The sequence below is a fragment of the Variovorax beijingensis genome (assembly GCF_007828835.1).
GTDB lineage: Bacteria > Pseudomonadota > Gammaproteobacteria > Burkholderiales > Burkholderiaceae_C > Variovorax > Variovorax beijingensis_A.
On the sequence record NZ_VIVL01000010.1, the window covers coordinates 158,726 to 184,536 of the forward strand.

27 protein-coding genes and 1 pseudogene are annotated in these 25,811 nt (G+C 67.1%); 5 read left to right on the forward strand and 23 right to left on the reverse strand.

Features of this window, described 5'->3' with window-relative positions; all coding sequences use genetic code 11:
- Nucleotides 1-116: 116 nt before the first annotated feature.
- From FB547_RS25370 to FB547_RS25415, 10 genes are all read right to left on the reverse strand, one after another.
- The gene (locus FB547_RS25370) at nt 117-854 is read right to left on the reverse strand and encodes a sel1 repeat family protein (protein ID WP_145746420.1); all 738 of its coding nucleotides are present in this window, start codon (nt 852-854) and stop codon (nt 117-119) included.
- A 17-nt stretch (nt 855-871) separates the two neighbouring features.
- Nucleotides 872-1,336 carry a hypothetical protein gene (locus tag FB547_RS25375; RefSeq protein WP_145746421.1) on the reverse strand — a complete coding sequence of 155 codons (465 nt, stop codon included), beginning with the start codon at nt 1,334-1,336 and terminating at the stop codon, nt 872-874.
- A 126-nt stretch (nt 1,337-1,462) separates the two neighbouring features.
- A complete protein-coding gene (locus FB547_RS25380) occupies nt 1,463-2,458 on the reverse strand; it encodes a branched-chain amino acid ABC transporter permease (protein WP_145746422.1) in 996 nt (331 codons plus the stop codon).
- Entirely contained in the window at nt 2,455-3,318 is an 864-nt protein-coding gene (locus tag FB547_RS25385; RefSeq protein WP_145746423.1) for a branched-chain amino acid ABC transporter permease, read from the reverse strand. The genes FB547_RS25380 and FB547_RS25385 overlap by 4 nt, the downstream gene beginning before the upstream one ends.
- Complete coding sequence (locus FB547_RS25390; RefSeq protein ID WP_261380386.1) at nt 3,305-4,045, reverse strand: ABC transporter ATP-binding protein; 741 nt, start codon at nt 4,043-4,045, stop codon at nt 3,305-3,307. Before FB547_RS25390 ends, FB547_RS25385 begins: the two co-directional genes overlap by 14 nt.
- Nucleotides 4,042-4,770 carry an ABC transporter ATP-binding protein gene (locus tag FB547_RS25395; RefSeq protein WP_145746424.1) on the reverse strand — a complete coding sequence of 243 codons (729 nt, stop codon included), beginning with the start codon at nt 4,768-4,770 and terminating at the stop codon, nt 4,042-4,044. Before FB547_RS25395 ends, FB547_RS25390 begins: the two co-directional genes overlap by 4 nt.
- On the reverse strand, nt 4,767-6,035 hold the full coding sequence (locus FB547_RS25400; protein WP_145746425.1) for an ABC transporter substrate-binding protein: 1,269 nt from the start codon (nt 6,033-6,035) through the stop codon (nt 4,767-4,769). The genes FB547_RS25395 and FB547_RS25400 overlap by 4 nt, the downstream gene beginning before the upstream one ends.
- Nucleotides 6,036-6,057: 22 nt before the next feature.
- Nucleotides 6,058-6,783 carry an SDR family NAD(P)-dependent oxidoreductase gene (locus FB547_RS25405; protein ID WP_145746426.1) on the reverse strand — a complete coding sequence of 242 codons (726 nt, stop codon included), beginning with the start codon at nt 6,781-6,783 and terminating at the stop codon, nt 6,058-6,060.
- A complete protein-coding gene (locus FB547_RS25410) occupies nt 6,780-7,847 on the reverse strand; it encodes a 2,3-butanediol dehydrogenase (RefSeq protein WP_145746427.1) in 1,068 nt (355 codons plus the stop codon). Before FB547_RS25410 ends, FB547_RS25405 begins: the two co-directional genes overlap by 4 nt.
- A 14-nt stretch (nt 7,848-7,861) precedes the next feature.
- Nucleotides 7,862-8,401 (reverse strand): 2,4'-dihydroxyacetophenone dioxygenase family protein, encoded by a 540-nt coding sequence (locus tag FB547_RS25415; RefSeq protein ID WP_145746428.1) that lies wholly within the window; start codon nt 8,399-8,401, stop codon nt 7,862-7,864.
- Between the two features lie 207 nt (nt 8,402-8,608).
- On the opposite strand from FB547_RS25415, the gene FB547_RS25420 reads away from it, so the two are divergent.
- Entirely contained in the window at nt 8,609-9,601 is a 993-nt protein-coding gene (locus tag FB547_RS25420; protein ID WP_145746429.1) for a helix-turn-helix domain-containing protein, read from the forward strand.
- Nucleotides 9,602-9,728: 127 nt separating this feature from the next.
- Nucleotides 9,729-10,490, forward strand: coding sequence for an NAD(P)H-binding protein (locus FB547_RS25425; protein WP_145746430.1), 762 nt, complete (start codon nt 9,729-9,731; stop codon nt 10,488-10,490).
- A gap of 147 nt (nt 10,491-10,637) precedes the next feature.
- On the opposite strand, the gene FB547_RS25430 is transcribed toward FB547_RS25425, so the two are convergent.
- From FB547_RS25430 to FB547_RS25475, 10 genes are read right to left on the reverse strand one after another with little or no spacing between them, the layout of a single operon-like run.
- Nucleotides 10,638-11,543, reverse strand: a complete 906-nt coding sequence (locus tag FB547_RS25430) for an SDR family NAD(P)-dependent oxidoreductase (RefSeq protein WP_145746431.1) — start codon at nt 11,541-11,543, stop codon at nt 10,638-10,640.
- 27 nt (nt 11,544-11,570) lie between these two features.
- On the reverse strand, nt 11,571-12,725 hold the full coding sequence (locus FB547_RS25435; RefSeq protein WP_261380387.1) for an SMP-30/gluconolactonase/LRE family protein: 1,155 nt from the start codon (nt 12,723-12,725) through the stop codon (nt 11,571-11,573).
- Nucleotides 12,686-13,321: an ABC transporter substrate-binding protein gene (locus tag FB547_RS25440; protein WP_145746432.1), complete on the reverse strand. Its 636-nt coding sequence runs from the start codon at nt 13,319-13,321 to the stop codon at nt 12,686-12,688. The genes FB547_RS25435 and FB547_RS25440 overlap by 40 nt, the downstream gene beginning before the upstream one ends.
- A 19-nt stretch (nt 13,322-13,340) precedes the next feature.
- The gene (locus FB547_RS25445) at nt 13,341-14,279 is read right to left on the reverse strand and encodes a 3-keto-5-aminohexanoate cleavage protein (RefSeq protein WP_145746433.1); all 939 of its coding nucleotides are present in this window, start codon (nt 14,277-14,279) and stop codon (nt 13,341-13,343) included.
- Nucleotides 14,280-14,295: 16 nt separating this feature from the next.
- Nucleotides 14,296-15,006: an ABC transporter ATP-binding protein gene (locus tag FB547_RS25450; protein WP_145746434.1), complete on the reverse strand. Its 711-nt coding sequence runs from the start codon at nt 15,004-15,006 to the stop codon at nt 14,296-14,298.
- Nucleotides 15,003-15,758, reverse strand: a complete 756-nt coding sequence (locus tag FB547_RS25455; RefSeq protein WP_145746435.1) for an ABC transporter ATP-binding protein — start codon at nt 15,756-15,758, stop codon at nt 15,003-15,005. The genes FB547_RS25450 and FB547_RS25455 overlap by 4 nt, the downstream gene beginning before the upstream one ends.
- Nucleotides 15,755-17,044: a branched-chain amino acid ABC transporter permease gene (locus tag FB547_RS25460; RefSeq protein WP_261380388.1), complete on the reverse strand. Its 1,290-nt coding sequence runs from the start codon at nt 17,042-17,044 to the stop codon at nt 15,755-15,757. Before FB547_RS25460 ends, FB547_RS25455 begins: the two co-directional genes overlap by 4 nt.
- A gap of 5 nt (nt 17,045-17,049) precedes the next feature.
- Nucleotides 17,050-17,991 (reverse strand): branched-chain amino acid ABC transporter permease, encoded by a 942-nt coding sequence (locus tag FB547_RS25465; protein ID WP_145746436.1) that lies wholly within the window; start codon nt 17,989-17,991, stop codon nt 17,050-17,052.
- Nucleotides 17,992-18,010: 19 nt separating this feature from the next.
- Entirely contained in the window at nt 18,011-19,258 is a 1,248-nt protein-coding gene (locus tag FB547_RS25470; protein WP_145746437.1) for a branched-chain amino acid ABC transporter substrate-binding protein, read from the reverse strand.
- 22 nt (nt 19,259-19,280) lie between these two features.
- Entirely contained in the window at nt 19,281-20,075 is a 795-nt protein-coding gene (locus FB547_RS25475; protein WP_145746438.1) for an SDR family oxidoreductase, read from the reverse strand.
- 197 nt (nt 20,076-20,272) lie between these two features.
- On the opposite strand from FB547_RS25475, the gene FB547_RS25480 reads away from it, so the two are divergent.
- Nucleotides 20,273-22,237, forward strand: a complete 1,965-nt coding sequence (locus FB547_RS25480; protein ID WP_186454248.1) for a helix-turn-helix domain-containing protein — start codon at nt 20,273-20,275, stop codon at nt 22,235-22,237.
- A 23-nt stretch (nt 22,238-22,260) separates the two neighbouring features.
- On the opposite strand, the gene FB547_RS25485 is transcribed toward FB547_RS25480, so the two are convergent.
- Nucleotides 22,261-22,524 carry an alpha/beta fold hydrolase gene (locus tag FB547_RS25485; protein ID WP_261380389.1) on the reverse strand — a complete coding sequence of 88 codons (264 nt, stop codon included), beginning with the start codon at nt 22,522-22,524 and terminating at the stop codon, nt 22,261-22,263.
- Nucleotides 22,525-22,637: 113 nt separating this feature from the next.
- Between FB547_RS25485 and FB547_RS25490 the strand changes: the two genes are divergently transcribed.
- Nucleotides 22,638-22,916 carry a hypothetical protein gene (locus FB547_RS25490; RefSeq protein ID WP_145746440.1) on the forward strand — a complete coding sequence of 93 codons (279 nt, stop codon included), beginning with the start codon at nt 22,638-22,640 and terminating at the stop codon, nt 22,914-22,916.
- Nucleotides 22,917-23,000: 84 nt separating this feature from the next.
- Here the strand turns inward: FB547_RS25490 and FB547_RS25495 are convergent, their stop codons facing one another.
- Entirely contained in the window at nt 23,001-23,573 is a 573-nt protein-coding gene (locus tag FB547_RS25495; protein ID WP_145746441.1) for a helix-turn-helix domain-containing protein, read from the reverse strand.
- A gap of 720 nt (nt 23,574-24,293) precedes the next feature.
- Between FB547_RS25495 and FB547_RS25505 the strand changes: the two genes are divergently transcribed.
- Complete coding sequence (locus FB547_RS25505) at nt 24,294-24,611, forward strand: hypothetical protein (RefSeq protein WP_261380390.1); 318 nt, start codon at nt 24,294-24,296, stop codon at nt 24,609-24,611.
- 121 nt (nt 24,612-24,732) lie between these two features.
- Here FB547_RS25505 and ligD read toward each other — a convergent pair.
- Nucleotides 24,733-25,653, reverse strand: a pseudogene (ligD, locus tag FB547_RS25510) (non-homologous end-joining DNA ligase); the annotation flags it as partial.
- Nucleotides 25,654-25,811: the final 158 nt, after the last annotated feature.

Consider the following 25,811-nt stretch of genomic DNA (forward strand, 5'->3'; position numbering starts at 1 on the left):
AGCCTTGAGCAGTTGTCGAATCTTCGTCTGGCGTGCACCTTATGCGCAGCTCCGCATAAGGCGCATTATCTCGAGCGTCGTTTTATGTGGAGTGGCGTTCGCTCTGCTTCAACACGTCACCGACAACACGCCCTAAACACCCAGCCGTCAACAACGGCCTCGGGCGGACTATTGCAGTTCATCGCTTCTCGCCGGGTGAGGTGATAGACACGAGCGACCAGCATTCGTGCAGCGAGCTCCTCGTCCACTGCGCGAACCTGTTCGATGATCGCGCGCTCGGTCGCGGGTGCGAGCGGAGGAAGGGGAAGCACGAGCGTTTCGAGGAGATATCGAGACTCCGGGTCGCCCGGTGCCGCAGCCTGATGGAGCCACCGGACTGCGCGCTCGGCCTCTTCGAGGCAGCCTGCCTCCTTCAGCAGCAAGGCCCCCAAGGTCCGCTGCGCTTCCACGATGTCGGCGGCGGCGGCTTGCTCAAGGAAGAAGCGGGTCATCTCCTTGTCACTGACCGGACCCCGACAGCTTGCCGCCGCTTCGTAGAGTCGCAGCCAGGCATCGGCTCTACCCGCGTCGGCTGCACGCAACAGAATCGCTCGCCCACGGCGCCCGTCCTTGCTTTGCGCGATATCGTGCGGCGCGACGTTGCCGTAGGCCAGGCCGAGGTAAGCGCATCCGAGCGCGTATTGCGCCTCGATGCCGCCGTCCTCTCCCACAGCCCCCAAACTCGTCTCCACGCTCGATGCAGGAAGGCCCACCTGGCCGCCGGAGGATGCAGCAAGGCGCGTCAGCGCGAACACAAGCACGTCGAGCCTTGCCGGCATGTGCCCTGAGTGATCCAATCCCAAGAGCGCCAGCAAGCTGAAACGTGCGTCTTCTAGATGCTGGCATGCAAGAGCGCGCTCGACAGCGACACACAGCAACTCGCGTGCGTCGAGCAGCTTCTCGATACCTGCGCAGCGAGCAGAGTCGCCAGGTCGCTGGACGCGAAGACACTCGCGAAGGGATGGTCGCCGGCCAGTACACCCGCGCGAATCAGCCAGCCGATTCCGTCGGCCCGATCGGAGGCGCACAGTACTTGCCAAAAACCCAGCTTGGCCATCGGCGCCCGCAGCCTGCGCGCCGCAGCACGTTCGAGCACGCCGCGATCCCCCTGGGCCAGGAGCGTCTCCAGCGGGACCAGCTCGCCCACCAACTCAACCGCGGCGGTCGACTCCCTCAGCGGTTCTTGCTGAAGGTATGCCAGCCCCAGCTCGATGTTTTTCGGAAAGCTGTCACCGCCGAGGAAGTAGCGCCGGGCGATTTCAAGGCTGGCGCCAGGCTCGCCTCGGCGCGCGGCCATGCGCAGGAGCAGGTCAGGCCGCCGCATCACGCTTGCTCGCGGGAACAGTTGGATCGCATTGAAGTCTCCTGCATGGGACTTCTTCGAGCCCCTTGCTACCTCGAACTCCCCTGGGCGCCGGTTCGATCAGCGCGCCTGCGGCATCAACCGCCGTCGCGTGGGGAACCAGTGCCAGTCCACGCGCGCCGTCACCACGCCCCACAAACCGCCGCGCGCGTAGAGCGCGACGACCAGCGTCAAGAGCCCCAGCGCGACCATGTAGCTCGCTCCGTACTCCGAGAACAGCCGGTCGGCGGCGAAGTACAGCAACGCGCCGATCAGCGGACCTTCCAGCGTTCCGATGCCACCCACCATCACCATGAAGATCGCGATCGATGTCCAGTTGGGATCGAAACCGGCATTGGGCGAAAGACGCAGCGCGTTGAGGTAGTACACGGCGCCGACGAGGCCCGTGCCCACCGCGGCGGCCAGGAAGACCATGAACTTCAGCCGGCCGACGTTGACGCCCTGGCTGGCCGCGGCCACCGCGTTGTCGCGCATCGCGGTCAAGGCTAGGCCATGCCTCGATCGCAGCAGCAGGTAGGTGCCGCCGAAGGTGAGCAACAGCATGGCTGCCGCCAGCCACAGCACGCCCGTCTCGCGCACCTCGGGGGCGTACTGTTGCATGGCGCGCAGCGTCATGCCCGAGCTGCTGCCCAGCGCTTCGGTGTTGGAGGCCAGCAGCCGGCACACCTCGGCGATGACCCAGGTGCCGATGGCGAAGTACGGCCCTTCAAGACGGCGCAGCAGCGCGTAGCTGGGCACCGCCAGAAGAACCGGTGCGGCCAGGCACAAGCCCACGGCCAGGAAGGGATCGACGTCCCAGCGGTTGGCCAACACGAACAAGGCGTAGCCCGCCACGCCCATGAAGGCCTGCTGCCCCACCGACACCAGGCCGGCGTAGCCCGCGAGCAGGTTCCACATCAGCGCGAGCGAGATATAGCAGGCCAGTTCCACGACCGAGCGGATGGTCCCGCTGTCGGACCACCAGGGCATGCTGACCATGGCCAGCATGGCCCCGGCGGCAATGGTGAAGGCGACCCGGCTGCCCGTGGTCTGCCTGGCAATGGTCATCGGATTCATCGGCGTACGTTGGAGATCAGCCCCTGCGGGCGGACGGCCAGGATGGCCAGGAAGAGGACGTGGCCGGTCAGCGGGCCCCAGCCGGCATCGACGCGGGCCCCGAGCGCCTGGGCCACGCCTAGCGCCATCGCGCCCAGAAAGCCGCCCCAGATCGAACCCATGCCGCCGATGATCACGGCCTCGAAGGCGTAGATCAGCTGGCCCGGACCGTCGGCCGGCGACACGGTGACCCGCAGCGCCTGGAACACCGCCGCCACGCCCAGCACGCCGACCGCCAGCGCCGTGGCTCCGGCATAGACGTGGCGCGGATTGACGCCGGTAGTGGCCGCGGCGTCCGCGTCGGCGGCCGATGCGCGCAGCGCGCGGCCGAAGGCGGTACGCTGCAGCAGCAACTGTACGGCCACGGTGAGCATGAGTGCGGCGACGAAGATCTGCAGCGGCAGCAGGCCCACGCGCAGCGGCCCCAATCCCAGGCTGGCCGCCTCGAGGCCGCCGCCGGGCAGGGAGCGTGCGTCGGCCGAGAACAGCTCCAGCAGCAGGTTCTGGATCGCCAGCGACAGCCCGAACGTCGCGATCAGTGAGGGCAGCGGATCGCTGCCGACCACGCGGTTGAGCAGGCCGCGCTGCAGCGCGTAGCCGCCGACGGCCGCCAGCGGCGTGAGCAGCGCCATCGAGGCGAATGGCCCGAGCCCGAGATGCGCGGCCAGCGTGATCGCCACGAACGCCAGCAGCACCAGCAGGTCGCCGTGGGCGGTGTTGACGATGCGCATGACGCCGAACATCAGCGACATGCCCAGCGCGTACTGCGCGTACAGGCCGCCCAGCAGCACGCCCTGGATGACGGCATCAAGCCATTGCATGCGCGGCTCCTCCGAAGAACGCCCGAGTGATCGCCTCCCGCCCCACCTTGCCCGAGGCCGCGTGCAGCGTGACCCGGCCTTCCAAGAGGCAATAGAGCCGGCTGGAGGCCCGCTGCGCGAGCGATACGTCCTGCTCCACCAGAACCATCGCCGTGCCTTCGGCCGCGATGACGGGCAGCGCGGCATAGATCTCGCCGATGACCTTGGGCGCGAGTCCCAACGACAGCTCGTCGCACAGCAGCAGCCTCGGGTTGCACAGCAGCGCGCGACCGATGGCCACCATCTGCTGCTGCCCGCCCGAAAGCGACTCCACCGCCACGCGCCGCTTCTCGGACAGCACCGGAAACAGCTCATAGACGCGCTCGAACGTCCAGCCCGGGCCTTCGCCGCTGGCGAGCCGCCGCGCGTGGTCGCGCGCGACCTGCAGGTTGTCCTCCACCGTGAGGCCCGCGAACAGGCGCCGGCCTTCGGGCACCATGGCCACGCCGCGCTGCACGATCTGGTGCGGCGCGAGCCCCGCGATCGATTCGCCGCCCAGCATCACCATGCCCGGCCGGGTGGGAAGCAGGCCCGTGACGCACTTGAGCAAGGTCGATTTGCCGGCGCCGTTGGCGCCGATCAGGGCCACCACCTCCCCGGCGGCCACCTCGATGTCGAGGCCGAAGAGCGCCTGGAAGTCGCCATAGCGGGCGGTCAGGCCGCGCGTTTGCAGCAGGCAGTTGGTCACGCTTCAATCCCCATGTAGACGCGCTGCACATCGGGGTGGGCCATGACCTCGGCCGGCGCGCCTTCGGTGAGCCTGCGGCCGAAGTTCAGCACCAGCAGACGATCCGCCACGGCCATCAGCGCGCGGAGCACGTGCTCAATCCAGACGATGGTGATGCGCTGGGCCTTGAGCGACGACACCAGCTTCACCAGCTCGTGGGCTTCCTCGTCGGTCAGCCCGCCGGCGATCTCGTCGAGCAGCAGCAGCCGGGGGCCGCTGGCCAGGGCGCGCGCCAGCTCCAGGCGTTTTCGGTCCAGCAAGGTCAGGCTGCCCGCCAGCACGTTGGCCCGGGCCGCCAGTCCGCACTGCTCCAGGATCTCGGCGCAGCGCTGGGTGGCTTGGCGCTCGCCCTGCGCGCCGCCGAACATGGATGCCACCAACAGGTTCTCGAAGGCCGTCATGCCGCCGTACGGGCGCGGGATCTGGTAGGTGCGCGCGATGCCCATCCGGCAGCGCTGGAAAGGCGGCTCTCCACCGAGCGCGCGGCCGTCGAACACCAGCTCGCCGGCATCCACGGCCACATCGCCGCTGACCAGGTTGAACAAGGTGGTCTTGCCCGCGCCATTGGGCCCGAGCACGCCCAGCACCTCGCCTTCCACGACATCGAAGTCGAGGTCCGAAATGACCTTCAGCGCGCCGTAGGACTTGCCCAATCCCCGCGCCGCAAGCAGCGGCCCGGCGTTCATAGCGGCTTCAACTTGGCGGCCGCGGGCACCACCTTGGCGGTGGTGTTGTCCACGATCACCAGGTCGTACTTGAATTTGCCGCCCCGCACCCATTGGCCGCCGAGCACCGCGGTTTTCGCGATGTTCTTCACGGGGCCACCCTTCCAGCTGACGGGGCCGACCAGCGTCTGCAACTGCGTCGACAGGATGGCGTCGCGCACGGCCTTGCGGTCGTGCGGGTTGCCGCTGCGCTTGAGCGCGTCGAGCGCCACCTCCCACAGCGCGTGCGAATAGCCCAGCGGCTGCGTCCACTGCTTCTTGGCGGTCGCCTCGTAATCGGCGGCGAGCTTGGCGCTGGTCTCGCCGGTGAGCGACGACTTGAACGGAAAGGCCGATGTCCACCACACCTCGGTGCTCATGCCCAGTCCCAGGTCGCCCATCGCGCCCACCGCCGAGGGGAAGAGCAGCGCCTTGCCCACAGTGACGATCTTCGGCTTGTAGCCTTGCTGCGCGCATTGCGCCATGAAGTTCTTCAGGTCCTGCGGCAACGTGATGCCCGCGATGATGTCGACGCCCGCGTTCTTGAACTCGGTGATTTGCGGCGAGAAGTCGGCCGTCATCGGCTGGAAGTACGGCGGCGTCACGAAGGTGTAGCCCGCCTTGGTGACCGCCGGCGGGAAACCGAACTCCTTGTTGCCCCAGGCCTCGCCGTCGGTGCTGCGCTCGAACAGGAAGCCGATCTTCATGTTGGTGGGCACCGAGTTCCACATGCCGATGAAGCCGGCGATGATGTCCTCCAGGCCCCAGAAGAAGTGGAAGGTCCATTCGAAGGGCTTCTCGGGCTTTCCGCCGCGCGAGAAGAAATAGCTTTGCCAGGGCTGCACGGTGGACAGGCAGGGCACGCCGTTGAGCTCGCACTGGTCGGCCACGGGGTTCACCGTTTCGGACGTGCACGAGGGCAGCATCAGGTCGACCTTGTCCTTGAGGATCAGGTTGCCGGCCAGCTCGGCCGCCTTGTTGGGGTTGGACTGGCTGTCGCGCACCAGGATGTCCACCGGGTAGGTCTTGCCACCCACGTGAAGGCCATTCTTCAGCAGCGCGCGGACCTGGTCGGTGACGTAGCGGTCGGCCTCGCCGAACAGCGCATATGGGCCGGTGAGCGGGCTGACATAGCCGATCTTGATCGGGCGTTCGGCAGCGCGCGCGGCGGGCAGGCCCAGGGTGGCCGCGGCGGCGGTGGCACCCTGCAGCAGCAAACGCCGGCGGATGGTTTGCGTGTCGTTCATGTCCTTGTCTCCTCGATGGTGGTCAGACGGTGAGATAGCCCCCGTCCACGGGCAGGGTGATACCGGTGATGTAGGCCGCGGCGGGCGAACACAGGAAGGCCACGGCCTCGGCCACGTCGGCCGGCACGCCCCAGCGGGCCAGCGGCGTGCGCTCCATGATCCGGCGGCTGGCCGCAACGTCGGCCTGCAGGTCGGCCGAAAGCGGGGTGCGGATCCAGCCCGGTGCCACCGCGTTCACCCGCACCTTGGCGGGCGCATAGGCCTGCGCCAGCGAGCGTGTGAGCTGCACCACGCCGCCCTTGCTGGCGGCGTAGGCGGGCCGTTCGGCGCTGCCGAAGGTGCTGAACATCGAAGCGATGCTCACCACGCAGCCCTGCGCGTGGATCAGCCGCGGCGCGGCGGCCTTGCAGACGCGCATCAGCGAGGTGAGGTTGACCTGCAGCACCTCTTGGAACACGTCCAGTTCGTATTCGTGCCGGTCTCGGCTGATGCCGGCGCAGTGCACCAGCATGTCCAGCGCGGTCCGGCCGGCGAACAGGCCCGCGAAATCCTGGGTCTGCGTGACGTCGAAGGCCTCGCAGCGCACCCGTGCGTGGCGTGGCGCGTATTCGCCGTGCGGATCGAGGCCCACCGCCGTGACCTGCGCGCCGAGCTGCGCCAGCCGCACGGCGGTCGCCGCACCGATGCCCGAGGTTCCTCCGACGACCACGGCGCTGCGGCCGACGAACAGATCGGGCAGGAAGCTCACGCGGCGTCCTCCGCCAGCGCCGCCTGCGGTGTGACCAGCACCTTGACCTGAGCCTTGTCCTGCAGCAGCGCCTCGAACCCGCGCGGCACCGCTTCCTCCAGGCTCACCACGCGGGTGACGATCGCGGCGGGATCGAACTCGCCGCGTGCGGTCCAGTCGATCAGGGTCGGAAAGACGTCGCGGTAGCCGACGCTGGTGGACAGGCGCAGCTCGCGGTTGACCATGTCGAAGGCATCGAAGCGCGCCTCCCCCATCAGGCCGACGAGCATCACCTCGCCGCCCTTGCGCACGGCGCGCAGGCAGCCGTCCAGCGTGGCCTGGCTGCCCACCGCCTCTAAGGCCACGGCAGCGCCGCGCCCGCCCGTGGCCGCCAGCACCGCCTGTACCGGGTCCGCCTGGCGCGCATCGACCGTGTGGCTGGCGCCCAGCGCGCCGGCCCGCTCCAGCCGCTGCGCATCCACATCCACGGCGACGATGCGGCCGGCGCCGCATTTGCGCAGCAGCGCCACCAGCAGCAGGCCGATGGGGCCGAGGCCGAATACCACGCAGTCGTCCCCGGCCTGCAGGCTGCTGCGCCGCAAGGCATGCAGGGAGACAGCCGCCGGCTCGAACACCGCCGCCTGGCGCAAGCTCACCGCCTCGGGCAGGACATGCGCGGCGTACGCGGGCACCACGGCGGTGTCGGCCATGCCGCCGTCACCCATCAAGCCGATGAAGCCCATGTGGCGACACAGGTTGTAGCGGCCGGCGCGGCATTCCTCGCACTGGCCGCAGCGGTACTCCGGCTCGATGGCCACTGGCGTGCCGACGTTCACGCCCGGCTGCGCGCTTTCGACCACGGTGCCGCAGAACTCATGGCCCAGTGTCAGCGGCGCCTTGCGCTGCGAAAGCGGGTGCGGGCTCTCCACGGGAATCGCATGCGGCCCGTTCGCGTATTCGTGCAGGTCGCTGCCGCAGATGCCGCAATAAGCCACCGACACGCGCAGTTCGCCCGGCTGCAGCGAAGGCTCGATCAGCTCCGTCAGGCGCAGGTCGCGCGGCCCGTGCCAGCGCAAAGCTCGCATCTGTCGCTCTCCCTTCAACCGCGGAACAGCGTATCGACGTAGGCCGCGCCGATGCCCACCTTGTCGTAGTGCGCGCGGCACAGCGCGATGTAGTCGTGCACATCGAAGTGCCCCACCGAATTGCCCTCCTCGTCCAGCCACAGCAGCGGGCCCTTGACGATGAAGAACACCCGCATCGGGTCGGGGTGGTGGTGCGCCACTAGCGTGTGGCCCTCGCCAGGCGTCTCGTACACGAAGTCGCCGGCGGTGGCGACCCAGTCGTGCTCCAGGTAGCCCCACTTGCCGGAGATGGTGTAGGCAAACACCTCGTGGGGGTGGTAGTGACGGTTGACCAGGCCGGGGCCGCTGGCGTACAGCACGTCGGCCCACATGTTTCGTCTGGGCGAGATCCACAGCGGCCGCGAGGAGACGGTGTCGCTGAAGGGAACGTAATAGCGCAGGTCGCTGGTGGGCGCATCGGCGATGTGCACTTCCGGTTGAGCGTCGGGCTTGAACACGTCCTTGATCGGGGCGATATCACGCCAAAATTCGGGGGAAAGCGAGGTGGGCGGCATGATGTCTCCTGCGGTTGTCATCGATGGCGGCAACTGTAGGCAGGGGCCCCGCCTTGCGCTTTCGTGCGCTGGACAAGCTGTTTTCCTGATCCCGACAACCGGTGCCCGGTTCATGGTTTTCCCTAGCGCCCCCCTGTGGCCGGCAACAAGGCGCACTGCTAGCATCGATGCTCGACCTGCTGCCCTGTGCAGACATCAGAAGGCAGAATGCACCCCTCGCTCGTGCCCGTCGTCGAAGCATCGACAGACTTCGTTCCCCCCTCGCAGCGGCTGGAGTACTGGGAGTCGCACAACGCCAACGAGCTGATCGGCCTGCGCTGCTCGGCCTATTCGCCCCAGGGCCTTCGCGCCCGGGAGCGCAACTTCGATCTGGCCACGCTGCGCATGGCCGAGATCAGCGGCAACGAGCATGTGGTGGAACGCGCCGAGCCCATGCTGCGACGCCACCCCAAGGATTCGGTTTTCGCCTGCATCCTGCTCAAGGGCGAAGCCTTCTTCTACCAGGCCGGACGCTGCGTGCCGGTGCAGGAGGGCGACCTGATCCTCTATCCCACGACCCTGCCCTACCTGTACGGCTTCACGCGCGAGATGCGGCAGGTGCAAGTGGACATCAGCGCAGACCGGCTGTTCGGCGGCGGGCGGCTGCGGCGTCTTGAGGCCCCCGTCAAGTTCGAAGCCGGATTGCGCAGCGGGCGGCTGCTCGCGTCCACGCTGCGGGAGACGATGCTGGATTTCATGAACCAGCCGCTGGCCGAGCATGCGGAAGGGGCCGCCTCACAGGTGCAGACTCTCATGGAAGCGCTGCTCACGCTGGGCTCGCCGGCGGCACGGATGAACGAGTCGGCCGCGGTGCGGCTGCTGCGCGCCGAGGCTTTCATCAGCGAACACTTGGGCGAGCCCGAGCTGGATGCCGCGGCGGTGGCCCGGCAGATGGCCATGTCGGTGCGCAACCTCGACCGCCTCTTCGAGCAGCACGGTTGCACTGTGACGCAGTGGATCTGGCGGCAGCGCCTGCTGGCGGCGCGGCGGCAGCTCGAGGACCCGGCGCGCGCCGGCGTGACGATCGGCGAGATCGCGCTGGCCTGCGGGTTTTCGACCCAGGCGCACTTTGCCAGCGTGTTCAAAGCCGCATACGGTTTGACGCCGACACAGTTCCGGCGCGATTTGGCTGTCCCCAAAGCGCCCGGGCCCGCGGAGTAAGCTGCGGGTTGCCTTGGGAGGACAGGAAGCCGCGCGTAGGCCGAAAAAGGCCGCTGCGGACTTGCCAAAGCACTTCGGCTGGGAGAATCCCAAAGTAGTTCTTTTCACAGGCCCGTCAGCCTCGCACATGACGTCCATCGCGCTTGTTGGCGCCACTGGCAATCTCGGCCGGCACGTCGCGGCGCAAGCCCTCGCCGCAGGATGGCGCCTGTCTGTCGCTGTTCGCAGCCGAGCGCGGCTGCTGCCCGAGATCGCGGCGCATGCCCAGGTGTCGGACATCGATCTCGCATCCGCCGCTTCAGCGCAGATCGCGTCGTTCGCCGCTGGCCACGATGTGTTCGTGTCCTGCGCTGGCGTGGTGACTGAAGGAGAAGCCTTTGTCGATCTGGTGGAGCGCATTGCCACCGCTCTGGAGTCAGTTGGCGAGAACGAACGGCCGGTGTGCTGGTTCCTCGCGGGTGCGGCACTGCTTCCGCTCGACAACAGCGGCAGGCTAGGCGTAGATCTTCCAAGGGTCCGCAGCACCTACTGGCCTCATCGAAAGAACTACGAACGTCTGCAGCGGTCCCCACTCGACTGGCGCCTTCTGTGTCCGGGGCCAATGGTCGAAGAGCCGGCCATGGGACTGAAACACCTTCGCATCAGCCTCGATGCGCTGCCCGCGCCGCTCCCGCCGATCACCCAGGCTTTGCCGGCACCGCTGGTTCTTCCGATGTTTGCGATGAAGATTCCAGAGATGATCATTCCCTATGCAGATGCCGCATCTGTCATGCTCGCGAACGCCTCGCCGGAGAACTCAATGGCGAGGCGGCGGGTCGGGGTGGCCTTGCCCGCAGGCATGAAGGGCAAGAAGGCGCAGTGGGCAGCCCAGGCGAGAGGTGCAGGCTGAGCCCTCGGTCGACGCCAGCTGCCAGCTTGCCGCGGGAGTGCCGATGGCGTGCATCTCCGGCATTTGGAACGGCGCCTCCTCACGTCCCCAGAACAGCAGAACGCGGGGCGCCAGCACCGAGCACCATCGCGGTACGCGGCGCCGCGCTCACCCAGCGCCGGCCAGCTCCGGGGTGAAGCCCGCCTTGGTCAACTCGAGCTTGTATTGCTCCCAGCCGGAGCCGGGCACGGTCTCCTCCGCGCGCGAGCGAATCTCTCGCAGGCGCGAGCGAACCGCCAGCGCCGCATCGGCCGCATCGCCGACGAACACGCCCTGCGTCATCGTCACGTGCGCGCACTCGAAGCTGCCGGCGCCGGCCAGCAGGATCATTCGGGTGGGCGCGTCGTCGCCAACCAGCGCGATCAAGCCAGGACTCACCCTCTCCGGCGCAAGGCCCGCGAGTGCGTCTTGCGGCAGCACGCCCTCGGTCATGCCGGTGGCAGCGCTGGGCGCCAGGCAGTTCACATGGATGCCGTGCTTCTCGCCTTCCAGCGCCAGCGTCTGCATGAGGCCGACCAAGGCCATCTTGGCCGCGCCGTAATTGGCTTGGCCGAAGTTGCCGTACAGGCCGGACGACGAGGTGGTCATCACGATGCGGCCGTGCTTCTGGGAGCGCATGCGCTCCCAGACGGCCTTCGTGCAATGCACCGCGCCCATCACGTGGACCTCCAGAACCTTCCGAAAGTCCTCCAGCGCCATCTTGGCGAAGGACTTGTCGCGCAGGATGCCGGCGTTGTTCACGAGGATGTCCACGCGGCCCCACTTGGCGGCAGCGGTCGCGACCATCGCCTCCATCTGCGCGGGGTCGCAGACATCGCCGCCGTCCACCAGCGCCTCGCCCCCTGCGCGGCGGATCTCGTCGGCCACGGCGCGCGCGGACGATCCTTCCTGGTCGCCGCGCAGGTCGTTGACGACCACGCGCGCGCCGTGGCGGGCCAGTTCGAGCGCGTGCGCTCGTCCCAGGCCGCCACCGGCGCCGGTGACGATGGCCACCCGGTTGTGCAAATACTTCATGTCCAGTTCCTCAGAAGAATGAAAGTCTCAAGTATGGGAATAGAGGACGGTACCCTTGGCGAAGCCCTTGGCCCGGAAGATCCACGATCCCTCCCCCCCGTCCGCGTCGTTGGTCAGGATGACCATCTCGTTCGTCCCTGGCACGAAGCCAACGCTGGTCGAGCGCATGTTGTGCCCGCTGTCTCGCTTTGGCAGCAGGATCTGGCCGATGGCGATGCCATTCGGGTTGAACGCCAGGACTCGGCCTTGCGAATACATGGCCACGTACACGTTGCCATCGGAATCGGATCGCATGGAATCCGGCGCGAACCCGCTGAAGTAGTAGGGAACCGCCGTGCCGAACGGCGCGATCTTGGTCGCGTCCGCCATCTCCACCTTGTGAAGACGCCCGGCGCTCAACTCCGTGGCCCAGAGCACCTTGCCGTCAGGGCTCAGGCAGACACCGTTCGCGATCGCCATGTGCTCGAGAATCGGCGTGATGGTCTTGAAGTCGGGGGAGACGTAGTAGACGCCGCCGATGGGGTTGGTCGTGCTGCCCCGGAAGTCCGTGAAGTAGAAGCCGCCATTGGCGTCGAAAACGAGGTCGTCGGGCAAGTAGCCTGCACTGGCCGGGACGATGGTCGTCAGGCCACTGCCGTCGGGATTGATCCAGAAAACACTGCCCGTATCGACGAAGTTGCCCAAGCCAGCCACGAAGATGCGCCCATCCTTGTGGATCGCCAGCCCGGCCGCACCACGGTTGTTGGCGGGCAACACCGTGCTCAGGGACTTGGTGGGCGACAACTTGAAAATCGTGCCACCGAAGACATCGACGAACAGCAGATTGCCATCGCGGTCGAACGACGCACCTTCGAGCTGCAGGCCCTTGTCGGAAACCTGAAAGTACGGCTCGGCCGTCACGGTGGGAAGGCCGCGTTCGTTCTGCGGGATCGGGAACGGCCCCTGGATATCGGGCGTGTAGACCAGACCGGACCCGGTTGCCGTGGCCGCGACCGGGGCCGAGGCATAGCCCCCGCCGCCGCAAGCTGCGAGGGATGCGCCAACGCCGAGCAGGCCGGCATAACCGACAACACGCCGAAGGCACGCTCGGCGATCCATCGAAGCCGAGCCGAAGGAGACGCCCGCAGGGGGACGACGAATGATCATGTTTTCTCCTGTGATGGTGAAGATCCGTGCCGGCATTGGTTCTCCTCCGGGCCCGGCACGGGGTACCGCCGGCTCAGCCGGCTCTGGACTTGCCCGGGTTCGGAGCAACCGGCGGAACCGGCCGAACCAGCTGGCAGGACGTGGGGGTGCTCGCCATCCATGCGCATGGACACGTCGGCGTCGATGCGGAAGTGCCAGAAGCTGCACTTCTCGTTGGTCAGCGCCGGATCGATCGCGGCCTGGTTGGCATAGATGACCTCGCAGCCGGGATTTGCCTCGTTGTGCCTGGCCACGGCCTCGGAGATCGCCAGAGCCACCGCCGAGCCGTTGCCCTGCACGATGAAGCGCGCGCCACGAGCGATCGCGGCCTGCACCTGCGTCACGGCTTCAGCGGCGCTTCGCTTGCTGTCGAGGCCGAACACCTCGTAGCGGGGTTCGCTGCCGCTCCGACTGCGGTTCAACACGCCTGCGAAGAACTCCGCGGTCTTGAACTGATTGACGCCGGTGACGGCCGCGGGACCCGAGAGCGGGTCGATGACGGCGATCTTCACCGTCTCGGTCTTCTGTGCTGCTGCCATGCTTGCCGCGAGGCAAAGCGCCAGGCCGGCCAGGAGTTGTCGTGAAGCGTTCATCTGGGTGTCTCCTCCGTCATCAGAAAGCCACGGCGCGCGCACCCTTGAGCCCCAGCATCGCGCGCGCCTCGTCGGGCGTGGCGATCTCCAGCGAGAGCTCTTCGAGGATGCGGCGGATCTTTCGCACTTGATCGGCGCAGCTGCGCGCGAGCTGGCCGCGGCCGAGGTACAGGCTGTCTTCCAACCCCACGCGCACGTTGCCGCCCAGCACGGCACCCACCGTGAGCAGGGGCATCTGGTGGCGCCCCGCACCCAGCACCGAGAAGCGGTAGCGGTCGCCGAACAGACGGTCGGCCGTGGTCTTCATGAAGACCAGGTTCTCCGGATCGGGGCCGATGCCGCCCAACACCCCGCCGATCATCTGGATGAACAGCGGCCCCCGCACCAGCCCTTCATCCATGAAGTGCGCCAGGTTGTAGAGGTGGCCAACGTCGTAGCACTCGAACTCGAAGCGCGTGCCGCAGTCCTCGCCCAGCACTTTCAGGATGTGCCGGATGTCGCGAAAGGTATTGCGGAAAATCAGGTCTTCCATGCCCTCGATGTAGGGCTTCTCCCACTCGTAGCGCCACTCACGGATCTTGCGGGCCGCCGGGTGGATGGAGAAGTTCATCGAGCCCATGTTCAGAGAACACATCTCCGGCTTGGCTTGCAGCGGGAAGGCCAGGCGCTCTTCCAGCGTCATGCGCGTGCTGCCACCGGTGGTGATATTGATGACGGCATTCGTCGCATCGCGGATGCGTGGCACGAACTGGTCGAACACTTTGGGGTCCGCCGTCGGCCGTCCGTCGCTGGGATCGCGCGCGTGCAGGTGCAGGATGGCGGCACCCGCCTCGGCCGCTTCGATCGCCTGCTCGGAGATCTGCTGCGGCGTGAGGGGCAGGTACGGCGACATCGCCGGTGTGTGCACCGAGCCGGTCACCGCGCAGGAGATGATGATCTTGTCTTGGGTCTGGGCCATGGTCTTTCCTTCGGCGTCACACCGCCAGCCAGTCCGCCAACAACTGATCGTCCTCGGCCAGCTGCTGCGGGGTTCCTTCGAAGACGATCTGGCCGTGGCCCATCACGCACACGCGTGTCGAGACCTTCAGCGCGATCGCCAGCTTCTGTTCCACCAGCACCACGGACACGCCCCTGCGGTGCATGTCGCGGATGCATTCCCCGACCTGGGCGACGATCTTGGGCGCCAAGCCTTCGGTCGGCTCGTCGATCAGAATCACTTGCGGGTTGCCCAGCAGCGAGCGGCAAATGGTCAGCATCTGCTGCTCGCCGCCGGAGAGGCTGCCGGCCTTGGTGTTGCGGCGCTCCTTCAGGCGCGGGAAGTAGGCGAACATGTCGTCCATCGTCCAACGCGTGACGCCAGGCAGCGCACGCTGCTCGCCCATGCGCAGGTTCTCGTCCACCGTGAGATTGGCGAATACCTCGCGCTCCTCGGGAACATAGGCGATGCCCGCGCGGCAGATCGCGTACGGCCGCGCGCCGGTGATGTCGCGGCCGACCAGACGGATGGCACCGCCGCTGGGCGGCACCAGGCCCATGATTGCCTTCATCGTGGTGGAGCGGCCAGAGCCGTTACGCCCCAGCAGGCTGACCACTTCGCTGGCGCCCACCTCGAAGGTCACGCCGTGCAGGATGTGGCTCTTGCCGTAGTGCGCGTGCACGCCTTCCAGCGTCAGCAGCGCGCTCATGCTGCCACCTCTTCGCCCAGGTACGCTTCCTTCACCGCCGGATTGGCGCGAATCTCCTCGGGCGTACCGGTGGCGATGACCTGGCCGTACACCAGGACGCTGATGCGGTCGGACAGCGAGAACACCACCTGCATGTCATGCTCCACGATCAGCAGCGCGCGGCCGCGCGTCACCTCGCGGATCAGCTGCGCGGTGTACGCCGTCTCCTCGTTCGACATGCCCGCCATCGGCTCGTCCAGCAGCACGACCTTGGGATCGCAAGCCAGCGTCATTGCGATCTCCAGCGAGCGCTGCTGCGAATACGAGAGCTCGCCCGCCAGCGTGTCCGCGCGGTGCTGCAGCCGCACCTGCTCGAGCAGGCGCTCGGTCTCCTCGCGCACCCCGCGGTGCCGGGCGATGAGCGTGACCAGGTGGTATTGCAGCCCGTGGGGCCGCATCACCGCCAGGCGCAGGTTCTCGAAGACCGTGAGCTTGGGGAAGATGTTGGTGATCTGGAACGAACGCGCCAAACCCAGGCGATTGACCTCCTGCGGCTTCTGGCCATCGATACGGTGGCCATCCAACACGATTTCGCCGGCCGTCGGCTTCAGGTTTCCGGACACGAGGTGGAACACCGTGGACTTGCCTGCGCCGTTCGGGCCGATCAGCGCATGCCGCTCGTCGGGCTTCAGCGCGAGGTCCACGCCGCGGATGATCTCGGTTTCGCCGAAGGATTTGCGCACGCCGCGCAGGGTGAGGATGGATGTGCTCATGCGGTGCTCTCTCCGGTAGGCAGGGCGGCGCTCGCGACCGCCGGTTCGGCCGGCTCGCCCGCGCCGATCCCGCGCAGCGTGCGTTGCACGCCCAGCAACACGGCCCCGCCGACTGCGAGCAGCAGCACGGGGACGGCCCATGTCGATGCGGCCGCGGGCAGCCAGCCATGGCCAAACAGCGTGATCGGTGGCCACGCGCCGCCGGGCTGCGCCGCGGCGAGCGCCCGGTAGTCCTGCGAGAACATGCGCTGCAGCAGTTCCACAGCGAACGCGGTGCCCGCCGCCAGCAACACCGCGGCGGCGAGGCAGGCGGCCAGCACGGGCAGGAAGCGCGCCGTGCCGATACGGCGACGCAGGCGGGCCGCCGCACCGAACAGACCGGCCAGCCCCTCGGGCATGAACATCATCACCAGCACGAACAGGAGGCCTTGGTAGAGCAGCCACGACTGGGTGAGGTCGGACACCGCATAGCCGAAGAACGTCATCAGCGCCGCGCCGAGCGCCGGACCGAGGAATACCTTCACCCCCCCGATGTAGGTGTTGAGCACCACGGCCGCTGACAGGTGGGCGTCGAGCACCACGTAGTTGGCCGCTTCGTTGCTTACCACCTGAAGGCCGCCGGCGATGCCGGAGAACATGGCGGAGATCGCGAACACCAGCACCGAGAGGCGGTGCACGTCGTAGCCCAGGAAGGCCAGGCGGTGCCCGTTCTCCCGCAGGCCGAGCGCGAGCCGACCGGTGGGCGTCAGGGTGAAGAAGAACAGGAGCGCCAGGCAGGCCAGCACCCAGGTCAGGGTGAGGTAGTAGACGTGCACGGTCGAGCCGAAATCCAGGCCCAGCGATGGCATGCGCATGGCGGACACGCCCGCCTCGCCGCCGAACCAGCCCTTGAGGTGTGGCGCCAGCGCGTGCAGCAGCTCGGCGATGGCCAGCGTGATCATGGCGAAGTAGGTGCCGGTGCGCTGCGTGGCGAACCAGCCGGCCACGGCGCCGAGCAACAGCCCACCCACGCCGCCGGCCAGCGGCAGCAAGGGCGTGGGTAGCAGGCCCGCGCCGCCCACGGCGTTCATGGCATGCACGGTGGCGAACGCGCCGATGCCGAAGTACGCGGCATGGCCGAAGGACAGCATGCCGGCCTGGCCGCACAGCACGTTGTAGGCACTTGCGAACAGGGCCGCGATCAGCATCTGGATGGCGGCGTTCACCAGGCCTTGGGACAACAGCAAGGGGACCGCCGCCAGCAGCAGCACCGCGATGGCGATGGCGATGAGAAGATGTCGTTGCACGGCGATCAGCCTTTCTCGCCGAGCAGTCCACCCGGGCGCACCAGCAACACCAGCAGCATGAGCGCGAAGGGAATGGTGGCGGCCAGGCTGGACACCTTCAGCGCCAGCAGCCCGCCGACGCCTTGCGCCCAGCCGCGCGCGCCCAGCAGTGCGAAACCGTCGGCCAAGGTCGCGTCCACGGCCACCGCCAGCGAGGTGATGACGCCGATCAGGATCGACGCGAGCATCGCGCCTTCCAGCGAGCCGAGCCCCCCGACCACCACCACCACGAACACCATCACGCCGAGCTCCAGCGCCATGTTGGGGTTGGTGGTGTAGAAGGCGCCCGCCACCGCGCCGGCAAGGCCGGCCAGCGCGGCACCCACGCCGAATACACCCATGAAAACGAGTGGCACGTTGTGGCCGAGCGCCTCGGCCATGCGCGGCCGGTAGATCGCCGAGCGCACCACGATGCCCACCCGCGTGCGGGTGAGCAGCAGGTAGATGACGACGAACATCGCCACCGCCACACCGCCCATCAGCAGCCGGTAGGCCGGATAGTCGGCGCTGCCCACGGTGAAGGCGGCGAAGTCCAGCGACTTCGGGATGCGGTAGTTCACCGGGTAGTTGCCGAAGAACAGCTTGACGCCCTCGGCGATGATGAACGAGAGGCCGAAGGTGAGCAGTAGCTCGTGCGCATGGCCGTGGTGATGCACCCGCCGCAGGAAGAAGCGCTCCACCACGATACCTACCGCACCCACGAGCAGCGGCGACACCAGAAGCGCCCCCCAGAAGCCCAGGGCGCCCTGCAGCGCATACGCGAAATAGGCGCCCAGCATATAAAACGAGGCGTGCGCGAAATTGAGCACGCCCATCATCCCGAAGATGAGCGTGAGGCCGGCCGAGATCATGAACAGCAGCAAGCCGTAGATGACCCCGTTCAGCAGCGAAACGGCGAGCGTGTCCATGGTCTCGTCGCGGCTGCGCTCAGGAAGGACGCTGCATCTTGCAGCTGGCCTGCGCCGGCGTGGCCGCTTCGGCGGCGCTGAACACCTTCACCGGCTTGAAGCCCATGTCGGTGTCGTCGGCCTTGAACTTCGCGTCTTTGGCAACGGTGGACACCACTATCGGCAGCAGGGCCTGGTGGTCGGCCGCGCGCATGCTCATCTCGCCCACCGGCGTCTTCACCTTGGCGGTCTCGATCGCCTTGGCGAGCGTGTTCACGTTGAGCTTGCCGCCCTCAGGCTTGGTACGCTTGAGCGCATCGGCCACCATCGCCAGGCCGAACACGGTCTGCGGTTCGATGAACACCGGCACGTGGCCCGCCTTGGCCTTGTAGTCGGCCACGAACTTCTCGCCCTCGGCGCCCGCCGCCTCGGCGCTGAAGGTGTGGGCGATGAAGTGGCCCAACGTCAGCTCGCCGCCGTTGGCGATGTTGCCCGGCTGGTCCAGGAACACGGTGCCGAAGCGCGCGTTCAGGCCGGCGGCCTTGGTGGCCTTCATCAGCAGCAGCAGGTCGTTGGACCAGTTGCCGGTGATCACGGTGTCGGCCTTGGCGGCGCCGATCTTGGCAACGTAGGGCGCGAAGTCCTGGATCTTGTTGACGTCGTGCAGCGTCTTCTCGACCAGCTGGTAGCCGCCCAGCTGGGCGCTGGCCTCGATGGCCTGCTCCATGTCCTGGCCCCAGGAGTAGTTCTGGTTGATCGCGTACACGCGCGAGCCCAGCGCGTTGGACTGCTTCATCGCCAGCACCAGCGCCTTGGTGCGCACCTGCGCGTTGCCACTGAAGCGGAAATGGTGGAAGTGGCACTTCTCGCCGGTGAGCTCCAGCGCCTCGGCGCCGACGTTCACGTAGATGATCGCCTTGCCGGGGTTGCGCAGGTTGTGCTTGCGCACGTCTTCCGTGATCTGCCCGCCCACCGCGGAGGAGGCGCCCTGCACCACCAGGTGCACGCCGTCGGCGATGGCGGCCTTGAGCTTGTCGGCGGCGCCGGCCGGCCCGCCCTGGTTGTCGTACTCCACCAGTTGTACGGGCTGGCCGTTCCAGCCGCCTTCGGCGTTCATGCGTTCGATGGCGTATCGCGCCGCGGCGCGGTACATCAGGCCCGAGGCCGCCTGGGGCCCCGACAAGGTCTCGATCAGGCCGATCTTCACCGGGTCGGCGAGCGCGCCCCCGCAGGTCAGGATAGCGGCGGCCGCGAGGGCGGCGAGGCGAAGGCTGGGATGGCGTTTCATGCGGATGTCTCCTGGTGGGTTGTCAGAGGTACTCGGTGTTGGCGTCCACGCTGATCGCCTGGCCGCTGACGTTGCGGGCCGCGGGCGAGCACAGGAACAACGTCATGGCCGCCACGTCCTCGGCGGTGACCATGCGGCGCAAGGAGGTCTTGCGGATGTAGTCCTCGCGCATCGTCTCGGGGCTGACGCCTGTGGCCGCAGCGCGTGCGGCGATGACGCCATCGATGCGCCCGCCCTCCACCGTGCCGGGCAGCACGGCGTTGACGCGCACGCCATACGGGCCGAGCTCGATGGCCAAGGACTTCATCAGCCCGACCACGGCCCACTTGGTGGCCGCGTACGGCGTGCGGAAGGCATAGCCGAGGCGCCCCGCGACCGAGCTCATCGCCACGATGCAGGGGTCGGCCTGCGAGTCCTTCAGCATCGGGACGGCGCGCCGCGCGAACAGGAACTGGCTGTTCAGGTTGACATCAACGGTGCGCTCCCACAGCCCCGGCTCCAGAGCCTGGACGGGCCCGGTAGGCCCGGCGATACCGGCGTTGTTCACCAGCACGTCCAGTCCGCCCAGCGTGCCGCGCACGTCGTCGAAGACAAGATTCACATCGCGTTCGATCGAGGCGTCGGCCGCACTGCTGCTGATGCCGGGCACCTCGGCCGCCAGCCGGTCGAGCGCGGCGCGGTCGATGTCACAGACGTGCACGTGAGCGCCGGACTCGTAGAAGGCGCGGGCGATGGCGGCACCGATGCCGCTCGCGCCAGCGGTCACCAGGACCTTGAGGCCGGGTCGTGGCCGGAGCGAGTCGAGAAGGGTGCTCATGCTGTGGGTCCTGCGGTGCGATACGTTGGACATGACTGTCGCGGGCGGGCTCCGCAAAACCTATGTGTCGCCCACACACTGGATGCGCCGATCTGATGTAGGCACCTCACTCGGTAGAAACCCTAGGGAATGTGGGCGCCGCAGCGACTAGCCTGGGCCCCCGGGCTGCTGTCGACGCCTGGAAAGGAGCGATTCAGATGGCCGTGGAGCTCGAGGCGGAACCTGCGCAGGCGATGGCCTGGGACCTCATCCGGATGCTGCACCAGGGTGCCGCCGCGGAGGAGTTCGCCGCGCGCCTGGCCGAGGCCGAAGCACTACCGGAGCGGGAGCCCGCCAAGCCCGGTCTCGTCGAGCTGGTGCGCATGGCGATGGCGCTGCGCAACCGGTTGGACCTGTCCCAACAGCGCGAGAGCGGAATGCTGGCGGTGATCGAATCGGCCCGCGACCTGTCCAGCCGCCTCGACCTGAAGGAGCTGCTGCGCGCCATCGTCTCGCGCGCGCGCAACATGCTGGGCTCGCAAGTGGCGTGGATTTCCGCGTACGACACGGCGCTCGGCGCCTTCCATGTGCTCGCCACCGACGGCGCGCTGGCCGGCGGCACCGGACAGATGGTGGCGCGCAACGACCTGGGCATCGTCAGCGTGGTCTTGAAGACACGCCTGCCCTTCACCACTTCCGACTACCTGAACGACACCCGATTCGCGCATGACGCCACGCTGGACGCGACCTTCCGCGACGAAGGCGTGGCCGCCGTGGTGGGCGTGCCGCTGCTGTGGGAGGGCGAGGTGATCGGCATGCTGTTCGTCGCCGACCGCTACCACCGCACCCACACGGCGCACAACATCTCCATCCTGTCGACCCTGGCCACGCACGCCGCCGTGGCGATCAAGAACGCGAAGGCTTTCGAACAGGCGAGCGCCGCGCTCGCCAGTGCCGAGGCCGCGCACGCGGCGCTGGAGCATCACTCCCGCAAGGTGCAGGCAGCGGCGGAGGCGCACGAGCAGATGACGACGCTGCTGGCGCGCGGCGCGTCGCTGGGCGCGCTGTGCGAGGCGGTGGCGGCCCTGATGGAAGGCAGCGTGCTCGTGCTCGACGAGGCCGCCCAGGTGATCGCCCGCGGCGCCGCCCCCGGTTACGCCAGCGAGGCTGCGACCGGCTACGAGCCGCACGGCGGCCACAGCAGCAACTTGGCCCGCGCGCTGCGGCACAGCCGGCAGGTCGGACGTTCCGTCGTGGCCTACGAATCCGGCGGCGAAACCTGCCACGCCAGCGCCGTGATCGCGGGGCACGAAATCCTCGGTTCGGTGCTGCTGTTCCGCAGCGGCGAACTCGACGAGATGGCGGTTCGCACTTTCGAGCGCGGCTGCGCCATGGTGGGCATCGTGCTGCTGGCCCGTGAGCGCATGGAAGCCAGCCAGAGCCGCGACCAGTCCGCGCTGCTGCGCGCTCTGGTCTCGCCGGTGCAGGACGATCTGCCGGTGCTGTGCGAACGCGCGGCGCGGTTCGGCCTGGACCTGTCGCAGCCCTGTACGCTGCTGATGGTGGATCTGGGTGATCCGCTGGCCAGCCACCTGGCACGGCGGCTGCGGGCAACGAAGGACCTGCCGCAGGCCGTGTTCGACGAGACGGATGGCGTGCTCACGGTGCTGTGCACCACCACGCAGGCGGCGGACGCGCGCCGCATCCTCACAGACCTCGCGCGCGCCAATGCGGATGGCCGGCTGCGCGGCATCCTGTCCCGGCCGGTACCTGAGCCTGCGGGCCTGCCGGCCGCGTTCTCCGTGCTGCGTCGTGCCCTCCCGGTGCTGCGCCGCCTGGGAGTGCAGGGCCGCATCGTCGCTCAGAACGAAATGGCGCTGTACTCAACGCTATTCGAGACACACGACAAAGAAAGCCTAGCGGCATTCCTGCAGGCGACGATTGGTACGCTGACTGCGCACGACGACAAGCGGGGCTCCGAGCTGACGGCGACACTGCTCGCCTACTTCGACAGCAGCCAGAACGCGACAGCAGCTGCGCAGCGCCTGGGCATCCACGTGAACACCATGCGGCAGCGGCTGATCACCATCGAAGACTTGATCGGGCATTTCGGCGACGCGACCCGCTCACTGGAGCTGCACGTCGCGCTGCGCTTGTGGAATCTGACGCGCCCCATGTCCTGAAGCCAACCTTCTCACCGAAAGGGTCAGTCTCTCGGCCACTCCCGCAGCGCGGCATTCACCGCCTGCGGCTGCTCCATCGGGCTCATGTGGCCCGAGTCCTCGGCGAGCACCAGCCGCGAGCCGGCCACCATGGCCTGCATCTCCTCGTGGCGTGCCAACGGGCTCCAGGCATCCTGGCGCCCGCACAGCAGCAAGGTGGGGCGGCGCAGCGCCTGCAGCACGCCCGACCGCTTCGCGGCACAGCTGAATGCGCTGCTTGACCGCCCGGACGCGCGACCGGTCTTCACTGCCCTCATGGCCGCACAAGGACTTTGCCCTCGGAATTCCAGCGTCGAACTCACCTCGCCGTTTCGCGGCTCCGGAGCGTTGCCGTCGATCGACAGCCCGAAGGCCACCATCGATGTTCGGCATGCCGAACATTGCGGAGGTGGACGGAACGATCCCGCCCTCGAAGCCGTACAAAGACTCTGCCCCCGAAGTTTCTACGTCGTCCTGCCACCGCTGCATCCAGGCTGCCGAAACCGAAAATTCAATCCGCTCGCAGAGCACGTCCACAAGGCCGCTGCATGAATTTCCTCACGGCTCCATCAAGCGGAAGACCTCCGCTGTCGATACCCGTTCGAGACTTTCGGTGTTCGGCATGCCGAACACCGAGAAACAGAGCCAGACAGAGAGGTGAATTCGGCACGTAGCGAATTCGGGGCGAACCATCGGATGGGCATCCGCGTCACCCGCGCAGCGCGGCAGGGCCGCCAAGAACAGCCTACTCTCGCAGCGTGAATACCACTGAGAGGTAAGAGACCGGCTGAGTCTGAATGGCCTCGATCCCATGCAGTGCAGTCGCATCGAACAGCAGCGAGTCCCCTGCCCTCACCTCCGCAGTCCTGCCGCCATAGCGGTAGCTGACCTCCCCGGACAGGAAGTACAGGAACTTGAGGCCCGGGTGCTGGAAGGTCACGTAGGGATCGGCACCGGGCAGCAACGTGACCAGGTACGGCTCGACGAACAGGTTGCCCGACAGCAGGTGACCCAGCAGCTCGTAGCGGTAGTCCGCCACTGCGCCGATCCGATCGACCAAGACACCATGTCCTGCACGCACATGGCAAAAGTCCGTGCGCCGCGCCTGATCACTGAAGAAGCGCGACGCCGGCACACCCAGACCATTCGCGAGACGCTCCAAGGTCTCCACCGATGGCGAGACCAATCCGCGCTCGATGCGAGAAAGCATCGAGGCAGAAATCCCCGAGGTCTTGGCCAGTTCGCCGCCAGACACCTCGGCCGCCATGCGCAGCGCCCTCACCTGCGCGCCGATGCGAGCCGCGGACAGGCTGCGCACGACAGGTGCGGGCTGCCGCGGCCGGACACGCGTCACCGACGCTGGCAAGCGCAACGGGCGAGCCGTTGGCAGCGGCGAAGCAAGCTCTCTACGGGCCATCTTGAATCTCGCACATGAGAATGGTCAGTTAGCACCTTGTGCAAAGCATCTGGGAACGAGTGCGACACACAATAACTCGTCATATACTTTGTAGCTCTATGCCATTCTATATGTGGCAATCAGGCGGTGCCAAGCCGCCGCGCTCCCCCTGTTCCGCCACCCAACTTTCCGCGTGCCTTTCGGACTGCGCGGGTCGCGGTAGGCATCCCGCAGGAGGCCTTCGACACAGTCTCATCTCGGACTTATGTCAGCATTCTTGAAAGAGGCGTGAACGTCCCTACGCTCACGAAGATCGATGCTCTGGTTCGGGTTCTGGGCCTGCACCCGTTGACTGTGCTCACGCTCGCCTACGCAAGTTCGCCGTCGTCTGAAGAAATCGGCAAACTCCAAGATCTGGTGGCAGGAGAAATCGCGAGCCTTGGGTTGACGGCGTTCTCGCCAAACTCACTGCCAAGAGGCAAGACTCGCAGCACCAAATAAGAAATTTGGGCATACGCGTCAAACAGATCGAAGATCTTCCCATGACCACAAGCGCTGAGCTGTACCAGCTCAGCTGGGTCATCGAGCAACTCATGGCTGACCCCAGGCGCATCGCGCTTTTAGCTGCACATAGGCCAACTGGTGAAGTACTGGGACTGGGGGACCGGCAAGCTGCGCGAGGCTCGCATCGCGGCGATGAAAGACCGACCGGTCACGCTGCTCGATGAGCAAAGCAAACAGCGCTTCAGCGTGCTGTATGCGGCCGTTGTGCCTGCCGATAAACAGCAGGCAGGCGCGTCACCCTCTCCGGCGACTGCGCCGCCGCTGAAGCCGCCGCCGGAGAACCATCACAAGCAGGACTTCCGCGTCGGCCAGCGCGTGAGCTCTACCGACCAAAGCGTGAGGCGACAGGTCAGCTCGGGTAGCAATTCCGACGAGTCAATGCGCCGCTCAAGATAATTGTCGTCCTCCAGCGTTTGAAGCCACAGTCGGACAGCAACCGGTCGCGCGAGAAGAACCCGAATTCGACATGCCGAGGCTGAAGCAGTCGTTGAATGCAGAGCAGCACGTTCGTCATACATCAATCACCCTTCTTCTTCGCGAACCCAAGCACCTTCATCGGCCCGGTGAGCGTCTGCTTGGCCTTCCAATAGCCCTCCCAGGGGTCCTTGGTCTGGAATGACAGATGCTCGCGTGCAGTGGCGATGGTCCATTGCGCACCGCTTTTCAGCGTGGCAAGGTCGTCCCAGCTGACAGGCACGGACACGCCGAGGCCCGGCCGGGCGCGCGCGGAGAAAGCGGCCGCGGTGGTCGCACCGTGCCCGTTGCGCAAATAATCCACAAACAGCTTGCCGACCCGGTTGGCCGGACCGCTCTTAGCGACGAACCGTGAAGGTATCGCGCGCGCGAGGTGCTGCACGACCGCCTGCGAGAACGCCTTGACCGTGTCGTAGTCGAGTCTTGGCGCCAAGGGCACGACGACATGGAGCCCTTTGCCGCCGCTCGTCTTCAACCAGGACGCCAGGCCCAGCTCCGAGAGCAGCGTGCGCACGAGCGTGGCGGCCTCCTGGACATGCGGCCAACTCGTGCCTTCGCCCGGGTCGAGGTCGAAGATCAACCGGTCCGGCTTGTCGATGTTCTTCGCGAGCGAATTCCATGTGTGGAACTCGATGACGTTCATCTGCGCCGCATTCGCCAGCGCCTGCGCCGTGCCTACCTCGAGCAGCCCCGCGTGCCCGGGCCACAGCTTCTCGTCGAGCTGCTTGACGCCGGGGATGCTCAGCTTGTCGTCATGCTTCTGGAAGAACAACTCGCCTTGGACGCCGGTTGGCCCTCGGACCAGCGAGCAGGGGCGGCCTTGGAGATGCGGCAGCATCCACTCGGCCACCGACTCGTAGTAGCGCACCAGGTCGAGCTTCGTGAGGCCCGTGCTCGGGTCGATGACACGTTCGGCGTTGCTGACCTTGTCCGCTTCGTACCCCTTAGCAGACGTCGGTGCCGCAGGAGGCAAACTCATTTAACGGAGAAAGGGCGGAATTTACAGGCCTGGCTTGACCCGGCTAAGGCCGCGTCACTAGCGCAGCCTCGAGATTAAGTGGGTTCGATGGATTGAGGTGACGAGCCTTACGCTTGAAGCGGTGCTTCCCAGAGGGGAGACGT

Excerpts from the sequence above, each read along its gene's own strand:
- FB547_RS25450 (WP_145746434.1), bottom strand. The coding sequence starts at position 15,006 with ATGAGCGCGCTGCTGACGCTGGAAGGCGTGCACGCGCACTACGGCAAG.
- FB547_RS25475 (WP_145746438.1), bottom strand. The coding sequence starts at position 20,075 with ATGAGCACCCTTCTCGACTCGCTCCGGCCACGACCCGGCCTCAAGGTC.
- FB547_RS25375 (WP_145746421.1), bottom strand. The coding sequence starts at position 1,336 with ATGGCCGCGCGCCGAGGCGAGCCTGGCGCCAGCCTTGAAATCGCCCGG.
- FB547_RS25420 (WP_145746429.1), top strand. The coding sequence starts at position 8,609 with ATGCACCCCTCGCTCGTGCCCGTCGTCGAAGCATCGACAGACTTCGTT.
- FB547_RS25385 (WP_145746423.1), bottom strand. The coding sequence starts at position 3,318 with ATGCAATGGCTTGATGCCGTCATCCAGGGCGTGCTGCTGGGCGGCCTG.
- FB547_RS25455 (WP_145746435.1), bottom strand. The coding sequence starts at position 15,758 with ATGAGCACATCCATCCTCACCCTGCGCGGCGTGCGCAAATCCTTCGGC.
- FB547_RS25395 (WP_145746424.1), bottom strand. The coding sequence starts at position 4,770 with ATGAACGCCGGGCCGCTGCTTGCGGCGCGGGGATTGGGCAAGTCCTAC.
- FB547_RS25410 (WP_145746427.1), bottom strand. The coding sequence starts at position 7,847 with ATGCGAGCTTTGCGCTGGCACGGGCCGCGCGACCTGCGCCTGACGGAG.
- FB547_RS25490 (WP_145746440.1), top strand. The coding sequence starts at position 22,638 with ATGTTCGGCATGCCGAACATTGCGGAGGTGGACGGAACGATCCCGCCC.
- FB547_RS25465 (WP_145746436.1), bottom strand. The coding sequence starts at position 17,991 with ATGGACACGCTCGCCGTTTCGCTGCTGAACGGGGTCATCTACGGCTTG.
- FB547_RS25425 (WP_145746430.1), top strand. The coding sequence starts at position 9,729 with ATGACGTCCATCGCGCTTGTTGGCGCCACTGGCAATCTCGGCCGGCAC.
- FB547_RS25440 (WP_145746432.1), bottom strand. The coding sequence starts at position 13,321 with ATGAACGCTTCACGACAACTCCTGGCCGGCCTGGCGCTTTGCCTCGCG.
- FB547_RS25400 (WP_145746425.1), bottom strand. The coding sequence starts at position 6,035 with ATGAACGACACGCAAACCATCCGCCGGCGTTTGCTGCTGCAGGGTGCC.
- FB547_RS25445 (WP_145746433.1), bottom strand. The coding sequence starts at position 14,279 with ATGGCCCAGACCCAAGACAAGATCATCATCTCCTGCGCGGTGACCGGC.
- FB547_RS25415 (WP_145746428.1), bottom strand. The coding sequence starts at position 8,401 with ATGCCGCCCACCTCGCTTTCCCCCGAATTTTGGCGTGATATCGCCCCG.
- FB547_RS25470 (WP_145746437.1), bottom strand. The coding sequence starts at position 19,258 with ATGAAACGCCATCCCAGCCTTCGCCTCGCCGCCCTCGCGGCCGCCGCT.
- FB547_RS25435 (WP_261380387.1), bottom strand. The coding sequence starts at position 12,725 with ATGCCGGCACGGATCTTCACCATCACAGGAGAAAACATGATCATTCGT.
- FB547_RS25430 (WP_145746431.1), bottom strand. The coding sequence starts at position 11,543 with ATGAAGTATTTGCACAACCGGGTGGCCATCGTCACCGGCGCCGGTGGC.
- FB547_RS25380 (WP_145746422.1), bottom strand. The coding sequence starts at position 2,458 with ATGAATCCGATGACCATTGCCAGGCAGACCACGGGCAGCCGGGTCGCC.
- FB547_RS25480 (WP_186454248.1), top strand. The coding sequence starts at position 20,273 with ATGGCCGTGGAGCTCGAGGCGGAACCTGCGCAGGCGATGGCCTGGGAC.